Here is a 14,589-nt window from a genome sequence, read left to right as displayed (position 1 = left end):
CACCAACAAGGAGGGCATGGCGTGATAGTTCCTCTGGTAAGGTTTCATAGCCGCATCATAGCGCCGTCGGGTGAAACCGCGATTCCAAGCTGCGCCTAGCAACGATCTAGCTTCTTCTTGCCATTTGGGATGCCGCGAGATTTCCGGACCGTTGCTCGTCCAACAGACACAGCGTGACATCACATTCCAGGCCGGGCGATCATGAGCCAGAATATCGCAACCACTGCGGCGAAGGCCGGGAAACCGAATGCGAACCACCATCTAAACAGAGTGTAGTAGCGATCGGGTAACGGCATGCCATTCCTCATTGCGTTTTCGGCCAACCGACGCATTTCCATCTGCATCCAGACGACAGGCAACCAAAACAGCCCAGTAACGATGTAAAGGATGATTGATAGAACAATCCAACCCTCGCCCAGCGAGTAACCCACTTCCCGCGCGAGCAGAATGCCAGTCAACGGCTGGCCTACGACAGCGCTGGCGGTGAACACGAAATCGGCGATAACGACGATGCGTGCAGTGGCTGCAATGGCGACGATGTTGCCTGTACGATGCGCCAGCAGCATGAAAAACGCGATTCCAGCCCCTGTTCCCAGCAAGACCGAGGCACCGATGATGTGGAGAAACTTGAGGGCGAAATAGTACATTATCGCTCCTTAAGAATTGAAAGAGCGGTAAAGTGCAGGAGGACGATGGGCAGTATCTTCATGAGCGGTCCCAGCGGTTCTGCCCAGAGGTCTGGTCGTATTATCGACCCCGCTATTCCATAGAATATCGATAGCGCCAAAGCGGCCTGGAGCCCAAGTCGGGCGGTTTTCCGCCACGCAACCAGGACACCTACCAGGATGTCGGCCAGCGCGCCCGCGACGACCGAGGGTTCAGCGAGCGCCCCAGCCCCGCCCACCGCCATGAGGTTTACGCCGCTGTCCCAGCCGATAGTCAGCGAAATGATACCCGTCATGATCCAAAAGAACGGAAGCACGACGAAAATAAGGGGCTTAAGGAAATACAGGCCAGCGAACCAGCGATCCTGCACGGTCGCCGGGCGGGCTGTCAGGGCGGCCTCAATGCTTGTGGGATTAATGCCTGTGGCTGCGGTCCAGGGCACCACGTCCCCTGTCGCTCCCCTTAAGATCTCTTTCTGCGCATTGGTCCGTATAGGTGGCCGCCATCCGAGCATCCCTGCAACATCGCCGAAGCGGTAGATCACCGTTGCCAGCCAAGTGGGAATTTGCACGAGCTTCGCCGGCGGCCATCCCATCCAGTCACGATACTTCGCGACAAGCTCGTCCATGGTGAATGTCCGGGGGCCCGGCAGTTCAAGCACGATCCTCGCTTGGCTGTCCTCCTTGAGGAAATGAACCACGGTTGCGACCACATCGTCGAGTTGAACTGGCTGCAGCCTTTCCGTGGCCGGCATCGACGGAAGCCATGGAAGGGCCGCCAACCCGCGCATAAGTGCGCTCGCTCCGAAAACCGGGGCACCTAAGATCACTGACGGCCGCAAGATAACCCAGTCCAACTCCGTCGCCATCACGATCCGGTCCCCCGCCAGCTTGCTTTTTGAAAAACTGGATGGCTGAGCGCGGTCAACTCCGATCGCAGAAAAATGGATCAGGCGGGCAATGCCTGCCTGCCCGCACGAGGCAACAAGCGTTGCTATTCCATTGGAATGAACACCCGAGACATCTTCAGAAGCGCTGTCTTGCAGAACGCCAGCACAATTTACGACGGCTTGAACGTCACCAAGGGCGGCATTCCAATCAGCCAGCCGAGCTCTTCCTACGTCCATGACGAAGGTGGATTGGCAGGAAAAGCATCGAGACCTTCTCGTATGCACTATGCCGCGGACATCATGACCACCGTTGGCCAGCCCGGCGCATATCGCACTACCAACCAAACCCGTGGCTCCGATGACCGCAACTCTCACGCCGGGGCCCTGTCCTTATCTTGTATCAGAATACGCGGCTCCAACCGGGAGATGGCCGGGCCGCTGAGAACTTCCCCCTCTTCGTCGAAGCGCGAACCATGGCATGGACAATCCCAGGTTCGATCAACGGGATTCCAGTCGACCACGCAACCAACGTGCGTGCAGATCGCCGAAACCGCAGTCAATCCACCGTCGGCAGAACGGCGAACAGCCAGAAGCTCGCCGTCACTGCGAACGATGCCGCCTTCTCCAGGCTGGATACTGTCAGCGTCGACCGTCTTGTGATCCAGATAGCGGTCTCCCACGAGATGGGTGGCTGCCTTGATGTTGCCCGAGACAAAGCTCGGCCCACCTGCGATCGGCTTCACCCTGGCCGGGTCGAAAAGTTCGCGGCAAGGATGCTTTATTCCCAAGATCCGAGACGCGAGCATCTCCCCCGCCACGAACCCCTGGGTAATACCCCAGGCACCGAAGCCCGTGGCGACCAGTAAATTGGGTTGACGGGCACTCGCTTGCCCAATGAACGGAATTCCGTCCATCGAACGAAAATCCTCATTGATCCACAGATGGGTAGGTTCTTCCGCGTGAAGCGATTGTCCAATGAACTCCAGCAACTCCGCCACGCAATTCGCCTGCGCATTCTGCTCACCTGGCTGGAATTCCGGCCCCGCCACAATAAGAAATTCTTTGTTTGAGCGGCTGGCTGCACGAACCGAAAATGAAGGTTTGCTCGCACTGAGGTACATGCCATCGAGATTGAGATTGGCTGGCATCGGCACTGCCGCAATGGGATGGGCCATGGGGAAAGCCCGTGTGAAAAAGTAGCCATCAGCAACAATCGGAATCTGGGTCGCAAGAATTACAATCCGTGCTGTGACCGAGATTCCATTTACTCGAAGGACGAGCGGGTCCCCGGTCTCTACGTCTTCTATCCGGCTGTTTTCGAATACCCTGACCCCAGATGCCTGAACCATCGACGCGATGCCAGTTTGGTAAAGGTAGGGGTCGAACTGTGCTTGATCGGAGAATTTCGAAGCGCCCTTTGTCGGAAACGGCAGTCCGGCATCTGCGACAAACTGAGCTGGCAGGCCAAGCCGCCGTGCTACATCGACCTCTTGGCGCAGATTCTGGGCCTCGTCTTCGGTACGCGCGAAAATATAGGCATCGCGAGCCTCGACCAGCGGCTGCGTTGGCAACGTCTTGCCGATGTTGCTTATCTCGACAACCGCACGCTGGTTTGCCTGGGCATAAAGCACCGCATTGCTCTCGCCAAAGTCCTCCACGATGGATCGATATTTAGCACCGTGTTGCGATGTGATCTTGGCCGTCGACTTGCCCGTGGCCTGCTGTCCGAGGTTGCGTGCCTCGAAGAGACCAATTTCGAGTTTTGAGCCCCGTAGGAAGTAAGCGCAGTGCAATCCTACCATTCCACCGCCAACAATTGCGACATCTAGATCGATCTTCGAGGAAAGCTTGTGAAAATTGTCCCGTTCGGGACGATCAAGCCAGAACGTACCGCGTGTCATGAACCTTTCTCCATTTCCGCGCGTTTCGCTGTTCGCTGCCGTTCGCCAGTACTACGCCCAAAGATCTCATCTGATTGGCTCAGTTCCTCCAGGCATTTGGCGAGCGTCACGCCCCACACGACGTGAGCCGCAATCATCAGCAGGTTCCGCTCGCGGGGATGCCGGGTCGCAGGTGAGAGAATTCTCAATCCGGGAACCCATCCCAGATAGCTTCCTGCCCAGACAGCGAGCCCGTAACCCGCGCCACCCAAACGCATCATAGCAGGTAAGGTGTAGAGGGCGCCCGACAACGCACCGAAGCCAAAGTGGGCCAGCATTGTCGCGCCGCGTGCGGCTTCCTCGCGGTCCAGGGGTATGGTTTGATCTACGATTTGCCGGGGAGGCAAAGGATATCGCAACTCATCCGGGAGTTGGCGATGCATCCGGCGCATGGTGGCCGTCATGGACATGGTTGCTGCCAGGCCGGCTAATGCTCCCAACAGAATGATCCGCATGAATCCTCCGACCATATTAGCTCTTGGGTGAGAAGAAGCGGATTGGAAAAAAGTTCCACGTTCCTGGTTGCTAACTGTTGTCGTCAGATAGGCCGCCCGCTACCCCTAGCGGGCGGCTATGCTTACCCAGCCAGTGTTACTCGCGACCAGGCGTATCGGGATTGGTGCCCTCCTCTTCGTCGTCGTCTTCGGAATCCAGCTGATCGGCTTCCGTGTCCGTCGGATCGAGTTCTTGGTCCAGTCCCTGGTCGGGATACGGCTGGTCACGGGGCGGATTGACGTCTTGAGGGCGTTTTTGTTCGTCCTCATTCGGCATCATGCCTTCGCGTCCCTGGATCGTCATCGCCGCGCCTCACTTCTTCCGGTCATCATCACGACCGCTTCCGCCGCGCTTGTCGCCATCCGATCCCGAACCCTTGCTACTGCCACCCTCCTTGCCGCCGCTGCTGGCCTGTTTTTTGTCTTCATTCTTATGGCTTTGTTCGCCAGCTTTGCGATGCTGTTCGCTGCTGCCGCCCTGCGTACCTTGGTTAGGCATGGATGCACTCCTTTAGGCTTGAGTTAGCCGATCTCTGTCGGCATCGTGCATCACCAAAGCCCCAAGCTCGGAATAGGTTCCGGGTCGACCAAAATCGTGATCGGGCGGCGTTGATCGGCGGATACGCCGCGATAGATTCGAGTGATACCTGACGCTTTCCACAGGAGGACTCGTGCTGTGGGACCGATGCATTTTACCCAATCAAACACTCCCCTGCTCCCGCAAGACGTGGAGCTACTTCAGACAGTATTCGATAGAGTTTGCGACGAACGTGGCGAAGACCCAAGCTCGGTCTGGGCGAATGCAATCGCACGCACCCTGATTGCTGTTTATCAGGCCGGGGTGCGAGACGAAGAATTGCTGGTTGCGGTCATACCGGGAAGGAAACTAAAGAAGGAATTCTACGCTGGGTCTTTGAAAATGCGCTAGAGCGCACTTCCAAGACTTCGCTTATCGATGTCACATCACGGACGCGTCGGGCACAACGCGAACCTATGAGCGCGTCCCTACAATTGTCCAACCTGAGGGCGATCCGGCCGAACGGGGACCAAGGTCAAATCACCCCGATCGAGAGGTGGCGGATAACCACTTGGTCTTGGCGGAACCGCCCCTCCAAGTCCGTGCGTCGGCGCTTCCAGACTTCGACATCGATTGCGTGTGTCATCACTTCAAACAAAACGACTTCATCATGGGACTCGCCAGCCGCTTCCCTCCACAAGCCTTCCGCTGGGTTTTGAATGAAAGCCGTTACCCCTCCGAACTCGTCGGCAAGCTCCCGTTTCAACTGCTCGAATTGCTTATGGGGAAATCGAACACCAGAATTGTCGGCGCTCGGAAGCAGAATTTGGACCAAGTACATGTTTGTCCCTTTCTCGCCGCCAGCCAGATGGTGAGGCATCTCCACCACCACCTAGCCGATGATCTCGCCTATCAAGCCGAGTTCCAGGGCTTGGCCAGCTGTCAGGTAGCAGCTTCCCTTCGCCCGCTCGAAGAGGTCGTCGACGGTCATGTTGCTTCCTGCCACAAACCGCCCGATGTCACCCTCTCAACCCTTTCCGCCGTCTTCAGAACCTAGAGTTGCTCACAGACGAACTGTTGGCATGACGCTATGGGTCCTTGCAGTACCAAGGTCCTTTGGTCGCGTCCGCGGTTAGGAAACGGTTCTTGCAATTGAACCCCGAAAGGACAGTGACCCCCGCGGACATAACGGCAGTCTTTCCGATCACGTACGCCGCCGTGGCGGCATACGCCTGGAAAATGCGGATTTCGAGCGCAATTCGCCTTGCAATGTCGGCATCTCCGCCTTGGGTCATCAACTCGAGTATCAAGCCGTCGTCGCTGTCCCAAATCCAGCGCAACTGCTTCATGAAATTGTCTAACCGTTGCGCGTCGATGGGTCCGTTAATCTCCACGTTTGTTCCACTCAGCAGTGAACTTCACCAGCGCGGCCCACATAGCCATTCGTCTTGATCGTGGCAGTCCAATTCCGGTTGTTGGAAAACCTACGGCCGGAGCGGACGGAGGCGACGATCAACGGCTTACTGCCTCGCCCTTACGAACGGTCGCGTGTTCGCGTCCGGCTGACGAGGCAACTAAGGATGTTGCGCTGATTCGACTCGAAATCATACTTTAGTATGGACTCAGTGCGTGCATTCGACCATGCTAATGTTCTCGGTATTCAAGCCACGAATTACCGATCCATGAGGGGGAAATTTCGGCTCGGTTTGGGAGGTTGTTGCATGTCGTGCGACAGTCATCGGCAGTATTTTGTGTCCAGTGATATGGCGATGATCGAACGAGTTCTCGCTCACTCCGACCTCCGACTATCTCCAGGCGATGTCGCGCTCAGTTGTGGTGCAACCAAATTCCTGATCCGCAAGTTTCAGGAGGGGATGATCGAGGAAGATGCTCTGTCGATGGCACTTGATCGGTATTTGCGGATAGTCCGAGCCTGGTGGTCGAGACCTCACTGCACCGACGTCCCTTCATATACGCAAGACTGGCATCGCAGCGAGCGTGTGGTGAAGCCGACAGGAGAGCGGCATATGGGCGCCGAAAGTCCTGTTTTGGTCATCTCTGATCTGCGCCGCGCTGCGGAGGAGCTGAGGAAACTGTCCGATTTCGAGCGCGCAAAGCTACTACAACGTGCCGCCGCTTGCATAGACGAGTGCCACAATCGCCTCGATTGGCCCAATTCCCAAGCCATTGATCCCGATGGCTGCGACATTGCTTTCGACCTCGCCGCAATGGCCAGTGCCATTGATCTGTTTGATGCCGCAGAGATTGCCACGGTGATACGCCGAGCAGTGGCGATCATCGGGACCCTAATGGATGAAATGTACCCAGCGTCGATAGAAGTCAACGCGGTGTCTCCGGCGACAAGTGGGTGGTTTTGGCGCGCTGGCAGAGCTTGGATGCGACGGGTTATCCGTCCACAGCGGAGTTTCGATCAAGGTGAAACGGAGGCGAGGTCCTAACACACATATCGCACTGCCGCTGCAACACTCCAAACGGTCTCGAGTGCTGCTGTTTGAGTTAGCGTTTTGGGAGAAGAAGATGGTTGACCTGCGTGAAGCATCACTCGAAGACCTCTTAGGCGACCCGATTATTCAGGCAGTTATGGCGAGCGATGGGGTCCGAGCCGAAGATGTTCGGCAATTGATGAAACGGATCAGCATCCGCACACGTCTTCACCTCGATATCTCTGAGCCGATCTGGAAGCCAACTCAGCGCGGTCGCCTGGCAGGTTCCTCGGGGCTCGCGGCAGGATGAAGCTTCAAAAGCCAGCCGCTTCCTTATGAGAACTGCCTCCTGTCACTGAGTGGAGCGCACCCCGTTTTGACCGGGGCAACAACTGCGACGCGGCGGTTCTGCTGCGCAAAGGGCATTCCCAAGGAAACGCAATCCATTGATCTAGTTGACCATATGGGGCAACCACGTGGATAGTCGGAGCGGAGGTAATAAGGCCCAAGTCGAAGCGGTGCTGGATCGTCTAGGCGTAAGCGTTGAATCGACTGAACCCACCCCTCCGAGCCGTACCAGGCAACATTGACGGCCCGCCTTGGCCTGAAAAGCGGGCCGTTTCCTCCTGCCGCCGAAATATCGCAAACGTTCAATGAGCTTCATCAGCCGCCAGCGCATTCATGGGACGGCCTCTGCCGGACCATTGAGGTTTGATCGCCTACGCATGACATGCAGGCCCCGGCGAAGAGCGCCGCTGATCTAGTGCCCTACCAATATGGGTTTACGCAGTAATAGTAATAAATCCGGCGGTTGTTTTCATCGGACCAGTCATACTGATCCACGCGGCTGTAACTAGGTGCGCCCCTCCACCTGTTCCTGGGTGATGTCGATTTGGAAGCCGCCCAGGTTTTCGTTGTATGTGAGCTTGGCCCAAGGCAAAGGATAGTAGTTCTCGCCCAAACCTAAGAATCCGCCGAAGCTCAAGACCGCATAGGCAACCTTACCACCGACTTTTTCGAGGACCAGGCTCTACTTGGCCAATGTGGCTTTTGTCAGGGCCATTAACCTCTGTCCCGATGATCTTATCACTCTCAATGAGATTGTTATGTCGATGCTCCTCGTCGATTGGCTTCGACATCGGCGGTCACTCCGCGCCAAAAGGGGTTTCCCCTGCTGTCGGGTTCCACCCTTTGTACATAGCGCAGCGTCAGTCTTCGGAAATGGGCTCGCCGCGTATCATCGAGGCCTTGCGCCTGTATCCGAAGTTCGATCCTGAGTGCCAACGCGGCAAGGCAATGCACTTCCGACAGCACCTCGACACCACTTCATCCGCGAGGTGCGGCCCGTGAAAAATCGCAATAGCCCGCAACCGTGGATCGTTAATGCGGCCCGATCGTTGTGGGGTGGGATGTCGCGATGACCCACGACCAGCAAATGGATCTATTCAGGAATATTATGAAACCGCGATCTACGACGCATACACCCTCGCCGAGGAGTACGGGCTGTCTGACGGTCAGGCACGGGCTCTAATCAGAATCTACGGGCCATCCCGGAAGAAATTGGATGACGTAATGGTGTCACACCAATTCCCGTAATCGTAGGCCCTTACTGAGCTGATGGGAAATCGCGGTCAAGATTACCAGCTGGCCCTTGGCACCATCTGGCCGCGCGGCCTACCCCGGATTTCGATGTCGGCTCCCCGGCTCGTCTGAGCACCCAGCGCCACTCAGTCGCCAGCGATGTGTTTACTTGGTACTATGAAGAGATGTGTGGAGAGGCGGGAGAGGGTCCGCTCCCTAGATAATATGCCCCCAACCCACTGCGCCAGTGCCAGCGGGCCAAGGCCAGCGTTGCACAACTTATTGATCGACTCATCGAGCAGGTTCGGTGCAGCTGTGACTGGAGCCTCACGGGGTGGGCGGGTGGGGCTCTTGCTGCAAGCGCGTAGGCCGCAGGGAAACGAACGGTCAATCAATCTTACCATACCACTGGCATTTCGGCATCAGTGACCCGAGAACGTCGGAAATTCACAAAAGTAATGGGAAAACTGATGGAAGCCAACGCATCCCGATTAGCGGCAGGTAGCAAAAGCCACCAAATGCGATGTGCCGCCGATGGTATGCCGCTCCGGCAACATGAAGATAGTTGCCAAAAATCAGTGCCTGAGTGCGTTCTTGAGCGTCCCGTCAATGAGGGCAGGAAAGATCGTGTCAGCGCCCCTGACTCGATCCCTACCTTCCTTCTTGGCAGCATATAGGTTCTTATCCGCTTCCAGCAGCAAATCCTCCAGACCAAGTCCGGGGCGGTGAACGGAAACTCCAATGCTGACGGTAATTTGTCTATCTTTGATTCCGGCACTGTCCGCGATCTGGTGGACTCGCATCCTGAGCAGGTCGGCGGTTTGTCGAGCAGCGGAGTGCTCCGCGCCAACCAAAAAGACAGCGAATTCCTCGCCCCCAAGGCGCGCGGTCAGATGCGGTTCACCAATGGTTGCCTTCATAATCGCCCCAAGCTGCTGGAGGACCACGTCGCCCGCAGCATGACCATGTGCGTCGTTGATAGATTTGAAATGGTCAGCATCGATGAATAGAAGACAGCCTGCCGCCGAACCTGAGTTGTCTTTGAGGACCAGGTTGACCTCGTGGAAAAAAGTCCTCCTGTTTGAAAGCCCGGTCAGGTCATCGAATCGCGCGGCCTTGTCCAACCTAGCTGCCATCGTCGCAAGTTTTGCCTGCTGACCCATGACTAGGTATGCTAATGGAAAGCCGACAAGGATCACGATTACGGTTGTCAGAAACAGATCGAGCAAAAGACGGTCGGAGAAAAAGACCCCGTAGAATATCAAAGTGAGCATGTCAGCGCCTGCGGTGGCAACAAGGACGAGCAGGCAGCTCTGCCGAATCACGCCGAGCTTTGCAAAATTTGTAAGGGCGATGTCGGTTCGAATCATTTGGCACCGCTCATGAGGAGCGGCAATCTTACTCTTAATCCGTAAACAATCCGCAGGCGCGACGTGCGCCCTCTACTGAAATTTCGGTGCGAGGCAATCGCCGGCGTGGCTGGGACGAAATCGGTGTCGTTCCTAACTATTTTGCCGACCCGTTCGGAACCCCGAAGCGTCCCTGTACGTCATGAAGCGCCTTAGAGATTGCGACGGCCTGAAGGCATCCAGCTTCCGTGCCCTATATCGGCAAGCTCGTCTGCTGACTGATCCGTAACTACCCGGGGGCCAACTTGCTCTGCTTAGCCGACCACCGGTCGCGGCTTACAACTCGCAGGACCTGGGAAGAGCTCGACGACGACCTCGTCCCAAGCTTCGGGATTGGTCCCGCAGTCGAGCGTGACAAACGCGCCAAGCCTTAGCCTCGGTGACGTGATAGCCAGAGCGGACAGTCCTGCCGTCGTACCTGAAGGACACACAGTGCTTCGGTTGATTGGCAAAGAAGTCGAGAAGGCTCCCGATCGTCGCCGCAACATCGTCCTTGCCAAGCGCATTCATGTCGGCTACTTGTCATTTTGACATTTCTAGGATTGTTGAAGTATGTATGAGCGTCAAGCTCTCGCCGCTTTCGGGGCGCTGTCACAGGATACCAGGCTTCGTATCCTGCGCATGCTGGTTGTTGCAGGCCCAGACGGACTTGCTGCCGGCGCTATCGCGGAAAACGCCGAAGTGTCTGCTTCGAACGTCAGCTTTCATCTTAAGGAGTTGGAGCGGGCTGGCCTTGTTGCCCGCCACCGGGATTCCCGCTCGATGATCTATAACGCCGAGTACGACGCAATCAGCGGCCTGATCCGTTTTCTGATGGAAGACTGCTGCTCGGGCCGCCCCGAAATCTGCTCTCCAGTCGTCAAAGCTGCCAACTGCTGCACTCCGGCGAAGGAACGCGCTCAATGAGCGTGCACGCGTCCATCGAAGGCACTGGCATTCGGTAGTTGCCCATCGAAGGCGCGGTGGAAGACCTCACCGCCGCCTCGCAGGCAGAGGGATTGCCAGCAGACGATCTGACGGAAAATGAACGCAGCTTCTTCAGGATCGACCTGGCTGGACCAACCGTGGGCTTCTGCGAACATGACGTCGTTGGAAGCGACGTGCCGCTTCGTTCGATCGTCGTTCTGCCGTTATTGAAGGGCCGCGGCCTGGGAAAGCGCGACGCGCCTGCTCATGGCCAAGGCTCGGCAGCGTGGCGCACGACAAGCATATCTTCTCACGACATCGGGTACCCGTTCCTTGGAACGGCAGGGCTTTGCTCCCCTCGATCGCGAATGCGTGCCCGAGGCGACTCTCACAACAAGGGCAGGCAGCATCCCTGTGCCCGGCCTCCGCGACCGTCCTGACCAAGCAGCTCCAGGCCTGATCCAATGTCCATATTTGAACGTTATCTGACCTTCTGGGTCGGGCTCTGCATTGTGGTCGGCGTAGCCCTCGGTCACCTATTCCCTGGCATCGTCCACACGATCGGTGCGGCCGAGATCGCCAAGGTCAACATACCGGTGGCCTTGCTGATCTGGCTCATGATCATACCAACGCTTCTCAGGATCGACTTCTCGGCAATGCGTGAAGTCGATCAGCATTGGCGCGGGATCGGCGTGACCCTTTTGATCAACTGGGCAGTGAAGCCGTTTTCCATGGCGCTGCTCGGCTGGCTCTTCATCGGCTGGCTGTTTCACCCCCATCTGCCTGCCGACCAGGTCAACTCCTACATTGCCGGCCTGATCATTCTGGCAGCGGCACCATGTACGGCCATGGTCTTCGTCTGGTCGAACCTGACCAAGGGCGATCCGCATTTCACCTTGTCCCAGGTAGCGCTCAATGATGCGATCATGGTCGTGGCCTTCGCCCCGATCGTTGGACTGCTGCTCGGCCTCTCTGCAATCACCGTTCCCTGGGACACGCTGCTCCTGTCGGTCGTTCTCTACATCGTCATCCCTGTCGTCATCGCCCAACTTGTCAGGCGCAGCCTGCTGGCCCGCGAAGGGCAAGGAGCGCTCGACCGCCTGATCCACCTCCTGCAGCCGATGTCCCTCGTTTCGCTCCTCGCGACACTGGTGCTGCTGTTCGGCTTTCAGGGCGCGCAGATCATCGCGCAGCCGCTGGTCATCGCAATGCTGGCGGTGCCAATCCTGATACAGGTCTATTTGAACTCCGGCCTCGCCTACCTGCTCAATCGGATTTCAGGCGAGCAGCACTGCGTGGCCGGGCCGTCGGCTCTGATCGGCGCATCCAACTTTTTCGAACTTGCCGTCGCGGCGGCGATCAGCCTCTTTGGCTTCAGTTCCGGCGCAGCCCTCGCCACCGTCGTCGGCGTTCTCGTTGAAGTGCCTGTCATGCTGTCGGTCGTCTGGATCGTGAACAGGTCGAAAGGTTGGTACGAGCGCGGCATCAGCCACAAGCAATCCATCGAAACCGGGAGTGTCCAGTGACCGTCACGATCTACCACAACCCAAGCTGCGGCACCTCCCGCAACGCGCTCGAATTGCTCCGCGCCAGTGGCGAGGACCCGGTGGTCATCGAATACCTGAAGTCGCCTCCAACCCGTGAGAAGCTGGTGGCCTTGCTGGCTGCGATGGAGATGTCGCCACGGGCGCTGTTGCGAGAAAAGGGCACTCCCTATGGCGAGCTAGGATTGTCCGACCCCAAATGGACGGACGATCAGCTGATCGACTTCATGACGGCACACCCAATCCTGATCAATCGCCCGATCGTGAAAACGCCCAAGGGTACCCGACTTTGCCGGCCATCCGAAGCGGTCCTCGATCTTCTCGACAATCCCATTGCCACCTTCACCAAGGAAGACGGCGAAGTCGTCGCATACGATAGAGACCGCAGCTGAAATGGATTTGCCCAACCCGGAGCGCCATTCGTTCCGCATGCCCGATGCCGATGCGCTGAAGGCTGCCTTCCCAGCCCACAAGCCCCGCATTCTGCTGTTCCACGGTTCGAACCGACAGCGTTCCTACAGCAGGTTCTAGACGCTCGAGGGCGGCGTTCGAAGCAGGCTCGGAACCAAGTCGAGCGGTCTTATAGGGTGTCAATGCAATCGTCGCCGTGGCGACGTATAATTGCGCCCTTGACGCCGCTCCGATGGAGCGGCCGGGAAGATCCACAAAAGGCGTCGGCTTCGCCGACACATATTGCTCTCAAAAGGAAATGCATCTGCAAGAAAGGCAACCGGCGACCAGAGCAGGCGATCGAAGTCGCCGGCATTAGTCTGCCGCGCCAGTTCCGCGGAAAAGCTGCACGATAAGATAGGCGAGCATGGCAATGAACATAAGCCGGAGCGGCTGACTTGGCGGCCTCACCGGCGAGTTAGACCCGGAGCACCTGGCATCACCTGGCTTTGCTATCGAGACATCGATCCATCAAGGCAATGAATCGGTGAGGCAAAACCGATTCAGAGAAGGCGTTGGACGTCGTCGACATCGCTGGGGAGACTCATGCAATGTCAAACAAGCAAACACGCCCGGTTCACCTGCATCGTATCGACCAGTCACAAAACATGCGCAGGTTCTACCTGCTGGCAATCCAGCCAACCTTGTTCGGAGGAGCATCAGTCATCCGAAACTGGGGCCGCATTGGAACAGAGGGCCAGTCCATGATCACAACGTTTGATATGACGGCAGACGCCATGGTCGAGCTGACGAGAATTGAGAGATCGAAAAGGAACCGGGGTTACGCCGAACCACGATGAATCCTTGCCATCGCGCGGCGTCGGGCCATTTTGCAGTGGAGCAGCCGGGCCAGACAGTGGCATCCCCTACCCGGAGCGATGTTTCGTTGCCATACAAATGCGGTCACCAAACAGGAGGTATTCGGCGATGACGACCACCAATGAGATTGCAGACAAGATCGCGGCAGACCACAACCTGAGCAAGGCTCAGGCCAAATCGCTTGTCGAAGGCGTGTTCAAGCATATCACCAATGCTGCAAAGGGCGGCTCGGAAACCAGCATTCCCGGCTTCGGCAAATTCAAGGTGAAAGAAATGTCGGCACGCGAGGGCCGCAATCCCGCAAATGGGGCCACGATCAAAATTGCAGCGTCCAAGAAACTGACTTTCGTGCCGGCCAAGGCCATCAAGGACACGTTGAACGCCTGATCGGCGTTCTAGTGGAACGCCCACAAGAATAAGGCACCCGCTGTCTCCAGCGGGGTCTGATTTGCAGACCTGCGCAAGCAGGAAAAGGCAAAAGCACCGAAGCGCTCGACCTGGAGCGCTTCGGGTTGCGATTGGCAACGAGCGGTTCACTGAACCGCGCTGGCCCCCAGGTGGGGGTCGTATTCGTAGAGGGCCGTGACCTCGGCGTCTTCGATTTCGTCGGCCGGCAGGACGCCATACTCGTTGTCGGACTGGAAGAGGATGACGGTCGTCATCAGGGTACGGGCGAGGTTCCAGGCGTGCTTCTGGGCGAGTTCGAGATCGTGTGACATCTGAGGGCTCCATCTGGGAGCGGGCCAATCCCGCTCGATGGCTCCTCAATGAGCCGGCCACGGGCGCGATCACCGCGCAGACGACGTCAAGCGGCCGCAGCTTCGCTAGCGGACCCTTGATGAGGTGGAACGGCCCGCTCCGACAGCATCAAAGTGCTAACGTGGTCGTTGTTGCAAACGCCACAAGGAGGGACCGTTCCGTGAAAGATGT

The 14,589-nt window shown here is 57.5% G+C and carries 17 protein-coding genes and 2 pseudogenes; 8 read left to right on the top strand and 11 right to left on the bottom strand.

What is annotated here, in order from left to right:
- Positions 1-179: 179 nt before the first annotated feature.
- From ASC75_RS12925 to ASC75_RS12890, 8 genes are all read right to left on the bottom strand, one after another.
- Positions 180-647, bottom strand: coding sequence for a DUF2269 domain-containing protein (locus ASC75_RS12925; protein WP_055975722.1), 468 nt, complete (start codon positions 645-647; stop codon positions 180-182).
- The gene (locus tag ASC75_RS12920) at positions 647-1,930 is read right to left on the bottom strand and encodes an SDR family oxidoreductase (RefSeq protein WP_055975720.1); all 1,284 of its coding nucleotides are present in this window, start codon (positions 1,928-1,930) and stop codon (positions 647-649) included. The genes ASC75_RS12925 and ASC75_RS12920 overlap by 1 nt, the downstream gene beginning before the upstream one ends.
- Positions 1,927-3,456 (bottom strand): FAD-dependent oxidoreductase, encoded by a 1,530-nt coding sequence (locus tag ASC75_RS12915; protein ID WP_055975717.1) that lies wholly within the window; start codon positions 3,454-3,456, stop codon positions 1,927-1,929. Before ASC75_RS12915 ends, ASC75_RS12920 begins: the two co-directional genes overlap by 4 nt.
- On the bottom strand, positions 3,453-3,950 hold the full coding sequence (locus ASC75_RS12910; protein ID WP_184117432.1) for a hypothetical protein: 498 nt from the start codon (positions 3,948-3,950) through the stop codon (positions 3,453-3,455). Before ASC75_RS12910 ends, ASC75_RS12915 begins: the two co-directional genes overlap by 4 nt.
- A gap of 136 nt (positions 3,951-4,086) precedes the next feature.
- A complete protein-coding gene (locus ASC75_RS25455; protein ID WP_082496553.1) occupies positions 4,087-4,293 on the bottom strand; it encodes a hypothetical protein in 207 nt (68 codons plus the stop codon).
- Between the two features lie 9 nt (positions 4,294-4,302).
- Positions 4,303-4,488 (bottom strand): hypothetical protein, encoded by a 186-nt coding sequence (locus tag ASC75_RS25450; RefSeq protein ID WP_082496552.1) that lies wholly within the window; start codon positions 4,486-4,488, stop codon positions 4,303-4,305.
- A 553-nt stretch (positions 4,489-5,041) separates the two neighbouring features.
- Positions 5,042-5,386, bottom strand: a complete 345-nt coding sequence (locus tag ASC75_RS12895; protein ID WP_244487828.1) for a hypothetical protein — start codon at positions 5,384-5,386, stop codon at positions 5,042-5,044.
- 208 nt (positions 5,387-5,594) lie between these two features.
- Positions 5,595-5,855 (bottom strand): hypothetical protein, encoded by a 261-nt coding sequence (locus ASC75_RS12890; RefSeq protein ID WP_156381242.1) that lies wholly within the window; start codon positions 5,853-5,855, stop codon positions 5,595-5,597.
- 372 nt (positions 5,856-6,227) lie between these two features.
- Here ASC75_RS12890 and ASC75_RS12885 point away from each other — a divergent pair, with 372 nt between their 5' ends.
- The gene (locus ASC75_RS12885; protein WP_055975705.1) at positions 6,228-6,965 is read left to right on the top strand and encodes a hypothetical protein; all 738 of its coding nucleotides are present in this window, start codon (positions 6,228-6,230) and stop codon (positions 6,963-6,965) included.
- Positions 6,966-7,044: 79 nt separating this feature from the next.
- Positions 7,045-7,260 (top strand): hypothetical protein, encoded by a 216-nt coding sequence (locus ASC75_RS12880; protein ID WP_156381241.1) that lies wholly within the window; start codon positions 7,045-7,047, stop codon positions 7,258-7,260.
- Between the two features lie 458 nt (positions 7,261-7,718).
- Here ASC75_RS12880 and ASC75_RS12875 read toward each other — a convergent pair.
- Positions 7,719-8,089 (bottom strand): annotated as a pseudogene (locus ASC75_RS12875) (PRC-barrel domain-containing protein).
- 1,017 nt (positions 8,090-9,106) lie between these two features.
- Positions 9,107-9,901, bottom strand: a complete 795-nt coding sequence (locus ASC75_RS12870; RefSeq protein WP_055975699.1) for a GGDEF domain-containing protein — start codon at positions 9,899-9,901, stop codon at positions 9,107-9,109.
- Between the two features lie 591 nt (positions 9,902-10,492).
- Here ASC75_RS12870 and ASC75_RS12865 point away from each other — a divergent pair.
- The 6 genes and pseudogenes from ASC75_RS12865 (at position 10,493) to ASC75_RS12845 (ending at position 14,046) form a co-directional block, all read left to right on the top strand.
- Positions 10,493-10,846: a metalloregulator ArsR/SmtB family transcription factor gene (locus tag ASC75_RS12865; RefSeq protein WP_055975697.1), complete on the top strand. Its 354-nt coding sequence runs from the start codon at positions 10,493-10,495 to the stop codon at positions 10,844-10,846.
- A 464-nt stretch (positions 10,847-11,310) separates the two neighbouring features.
- On the top strand, positions 11,311-12,372 hold the full coding sequence (gene arsB, locus ASC75_RS12860; protein ID WP_055975695.1) for an ACR3 family arsenite efflux transporter: 1,062 nt from the start codon (positions 11,311-11,313) through the stop codon (positions 12,370-12,372).
- On the top strand, positions 12,369-12,782 hold the full coding sequence (gene arsC, locus ASC75_RS12855; protein WP_055975692.1) for an arsenate reductase (glutaredoxin): 414 nt from the start codon (positions 12,369-12,371) through the stop codon (positions 12,780-12,782). The genes arsB and arsC overlap by 4 nt, the downstream gene beginning before the upstream one ends.
- A 1-nt stretch (position 12,783) precedes the next feature.
- A pseudogene (locus tag ASC75_RS25445) lies at positions 12,784-12,918 on the top strand (arsenical resistance protein ArsH); the annotation flags it as partial.
- A 473-nt stretch (positions 12,919-13,391) separates the two neighbouring features.
- The gene (locus ASC75_RS12850) at positions 13,392-13,640 is read left to right on the top strand and encodes a WGR domain-containing protein (RefSeq protein ID WP_055975885.1); all 249 of its coding nucleotides are present in this window, start codon (positions 13,392-13,394) and stop codon (positions 13,638-13,640) included.
- Positions 13,641-13,767: 127 nt separating this feature from the next.
- On the top strand, positions 13,768-14,046 hold the full coding sequence (locus ASC75_RS12845) for an HU family DNA-binding protein (RefSeq protein ID WP_055975688.1): 279 nt from the start codon (positions 13,768-13,770) through the stop codon (positions 14,044-14,046).
- Between the two features lie 146 nt (positions 14,047-14,192).
- Here the strand turns inward: ASC75_RS12845 and ASC75_RS12840 are convergent, their stop codons facing one another.
- Complete coding sequence (locus ASC75_RS12840; protein ID WP_055975686.1) at positions 14,193-14,378, bottom strand: hypothetical protein; 186 nt, start codon at positions 14,376-14,378, stop codon at positions 14,193-14,195.
- Positions 14,379-14,589 lie beyond the last annotated feature (211 nt).

The sequence above is a fragment of the Aminobacter sp. DSM 101952 genome, assembly GCF_001424795.1.
In the GTDB taxonomy this organism is placed as follows: domain Bacteria; phylum Pseudomonadota; class Alphaproteobacteria; order Rhizobiales; family Rhizobiaceae; genus Aminobacter; species Aminobacter aganoensis.
This window is presented reverse-complemented; position numbering and strand designations above follow the sequence as displayed.

Coding starts and splice junctions, on each gene's coding strand:
- ASC75_RS12880 (WP_156381241.1), top strand. CDS start 7,045: ATGGTTGACCTGCGTGAAGCATCACTCGAAGACCTCTTAGGCGACCCG.
- ASC75_RS12840 (WP_055975686.1), bottom strand. CDS start 14,378: ATGTCACACGATCTCGAACTCGCCCAGAAGCACGCCTGGAACCTCGCC.
- ASC75_RS12890 (WP_156381242.1), bottom strand. CDS start 5,855: ATGAAGCAGTTGCGCTGGATTTGGGACAGCGACGACGGCTTGATACTC.
- ASC75_RS25450 (WP_082496552.1), bottom strand. CDS start 4,488: ATGCCTAACCAAGGTACGCAGGGCGGCAGCAGCGAACAGCATCGCAAA.
- ASC75_RS12910 (WP_184117432.1), bottom strand. CDS start 3,950: ATGCGGATCATTCTGTTGGGAGCATTAGCCGGCCTGGCAGCAACCATG.
- ASC75_RS12850 (WP_055975885.1), top strand. CDS start 13,392: ATGTCAAACAAGCAAACACGCCCGGTTCACCTGCATCGTATCGACCAG.
- ASC75_RS12925 (WP_055975722.1), bottom strand. CDS start 647: ATGTACTATTTCGCCCTCAAGTTTCTCCACATCATCGGTGCCTCGGTC.
- ASC75_RS25455 (WP_082496553.1), bottom strand. CDS start 4,293: ATGACGATCCAGGGACGCGAAGGCATGATGCCGAATGAGGACGAACAA.
- ASC75_RS12885 (WP_055975705.1), top strand. CDS start 6,228: ATGTCGTGCGACAGTCATCGGCAGTATTTTGTGTCCAGTGATATGGCG.
- ASC75_RS12915 (WP_055975717.1), bottom strand. CDS start 3,456: ATGACACGCGGTACGTTCTGGCTTGATCGTCCCGAACGGGACAATTTT.
- ASC75_RS12865 (WP_055975697.1), top strand. CDS start 10,493: ATGTATGAGCGTCAAGCTCTCGCCGCTTTCGGGGCGCTGTCACAGGAT.
- ASC75_RS12845 (WP_055975688.1), top strand. CDS start 13,768: ATGACGACCACCAATGAGATTGCAGACAAGATCGCGGCAGACCACAAC.
- ASC75_RS12870 (WP_055975699.1), bottom strand. CDS start 9,901: ATGATTCGAACCGACATCGCCCTTACAAATTTTGCAAAGCTCGGCGTG.
- ASC75_RS12895 (WP_244487828.1), bottom strand. CDS start 5,386: ATGCCTCACCATCTGGCTGGCGGCGAGAAAGGGACAAACATGTACTTG.
- arsB (WP_055975695.1), top strand. CDS start 11,311: ATGTCCATATTTGAACGTTATCTGACCTTCTGGGTCGGGCTCTGCATT.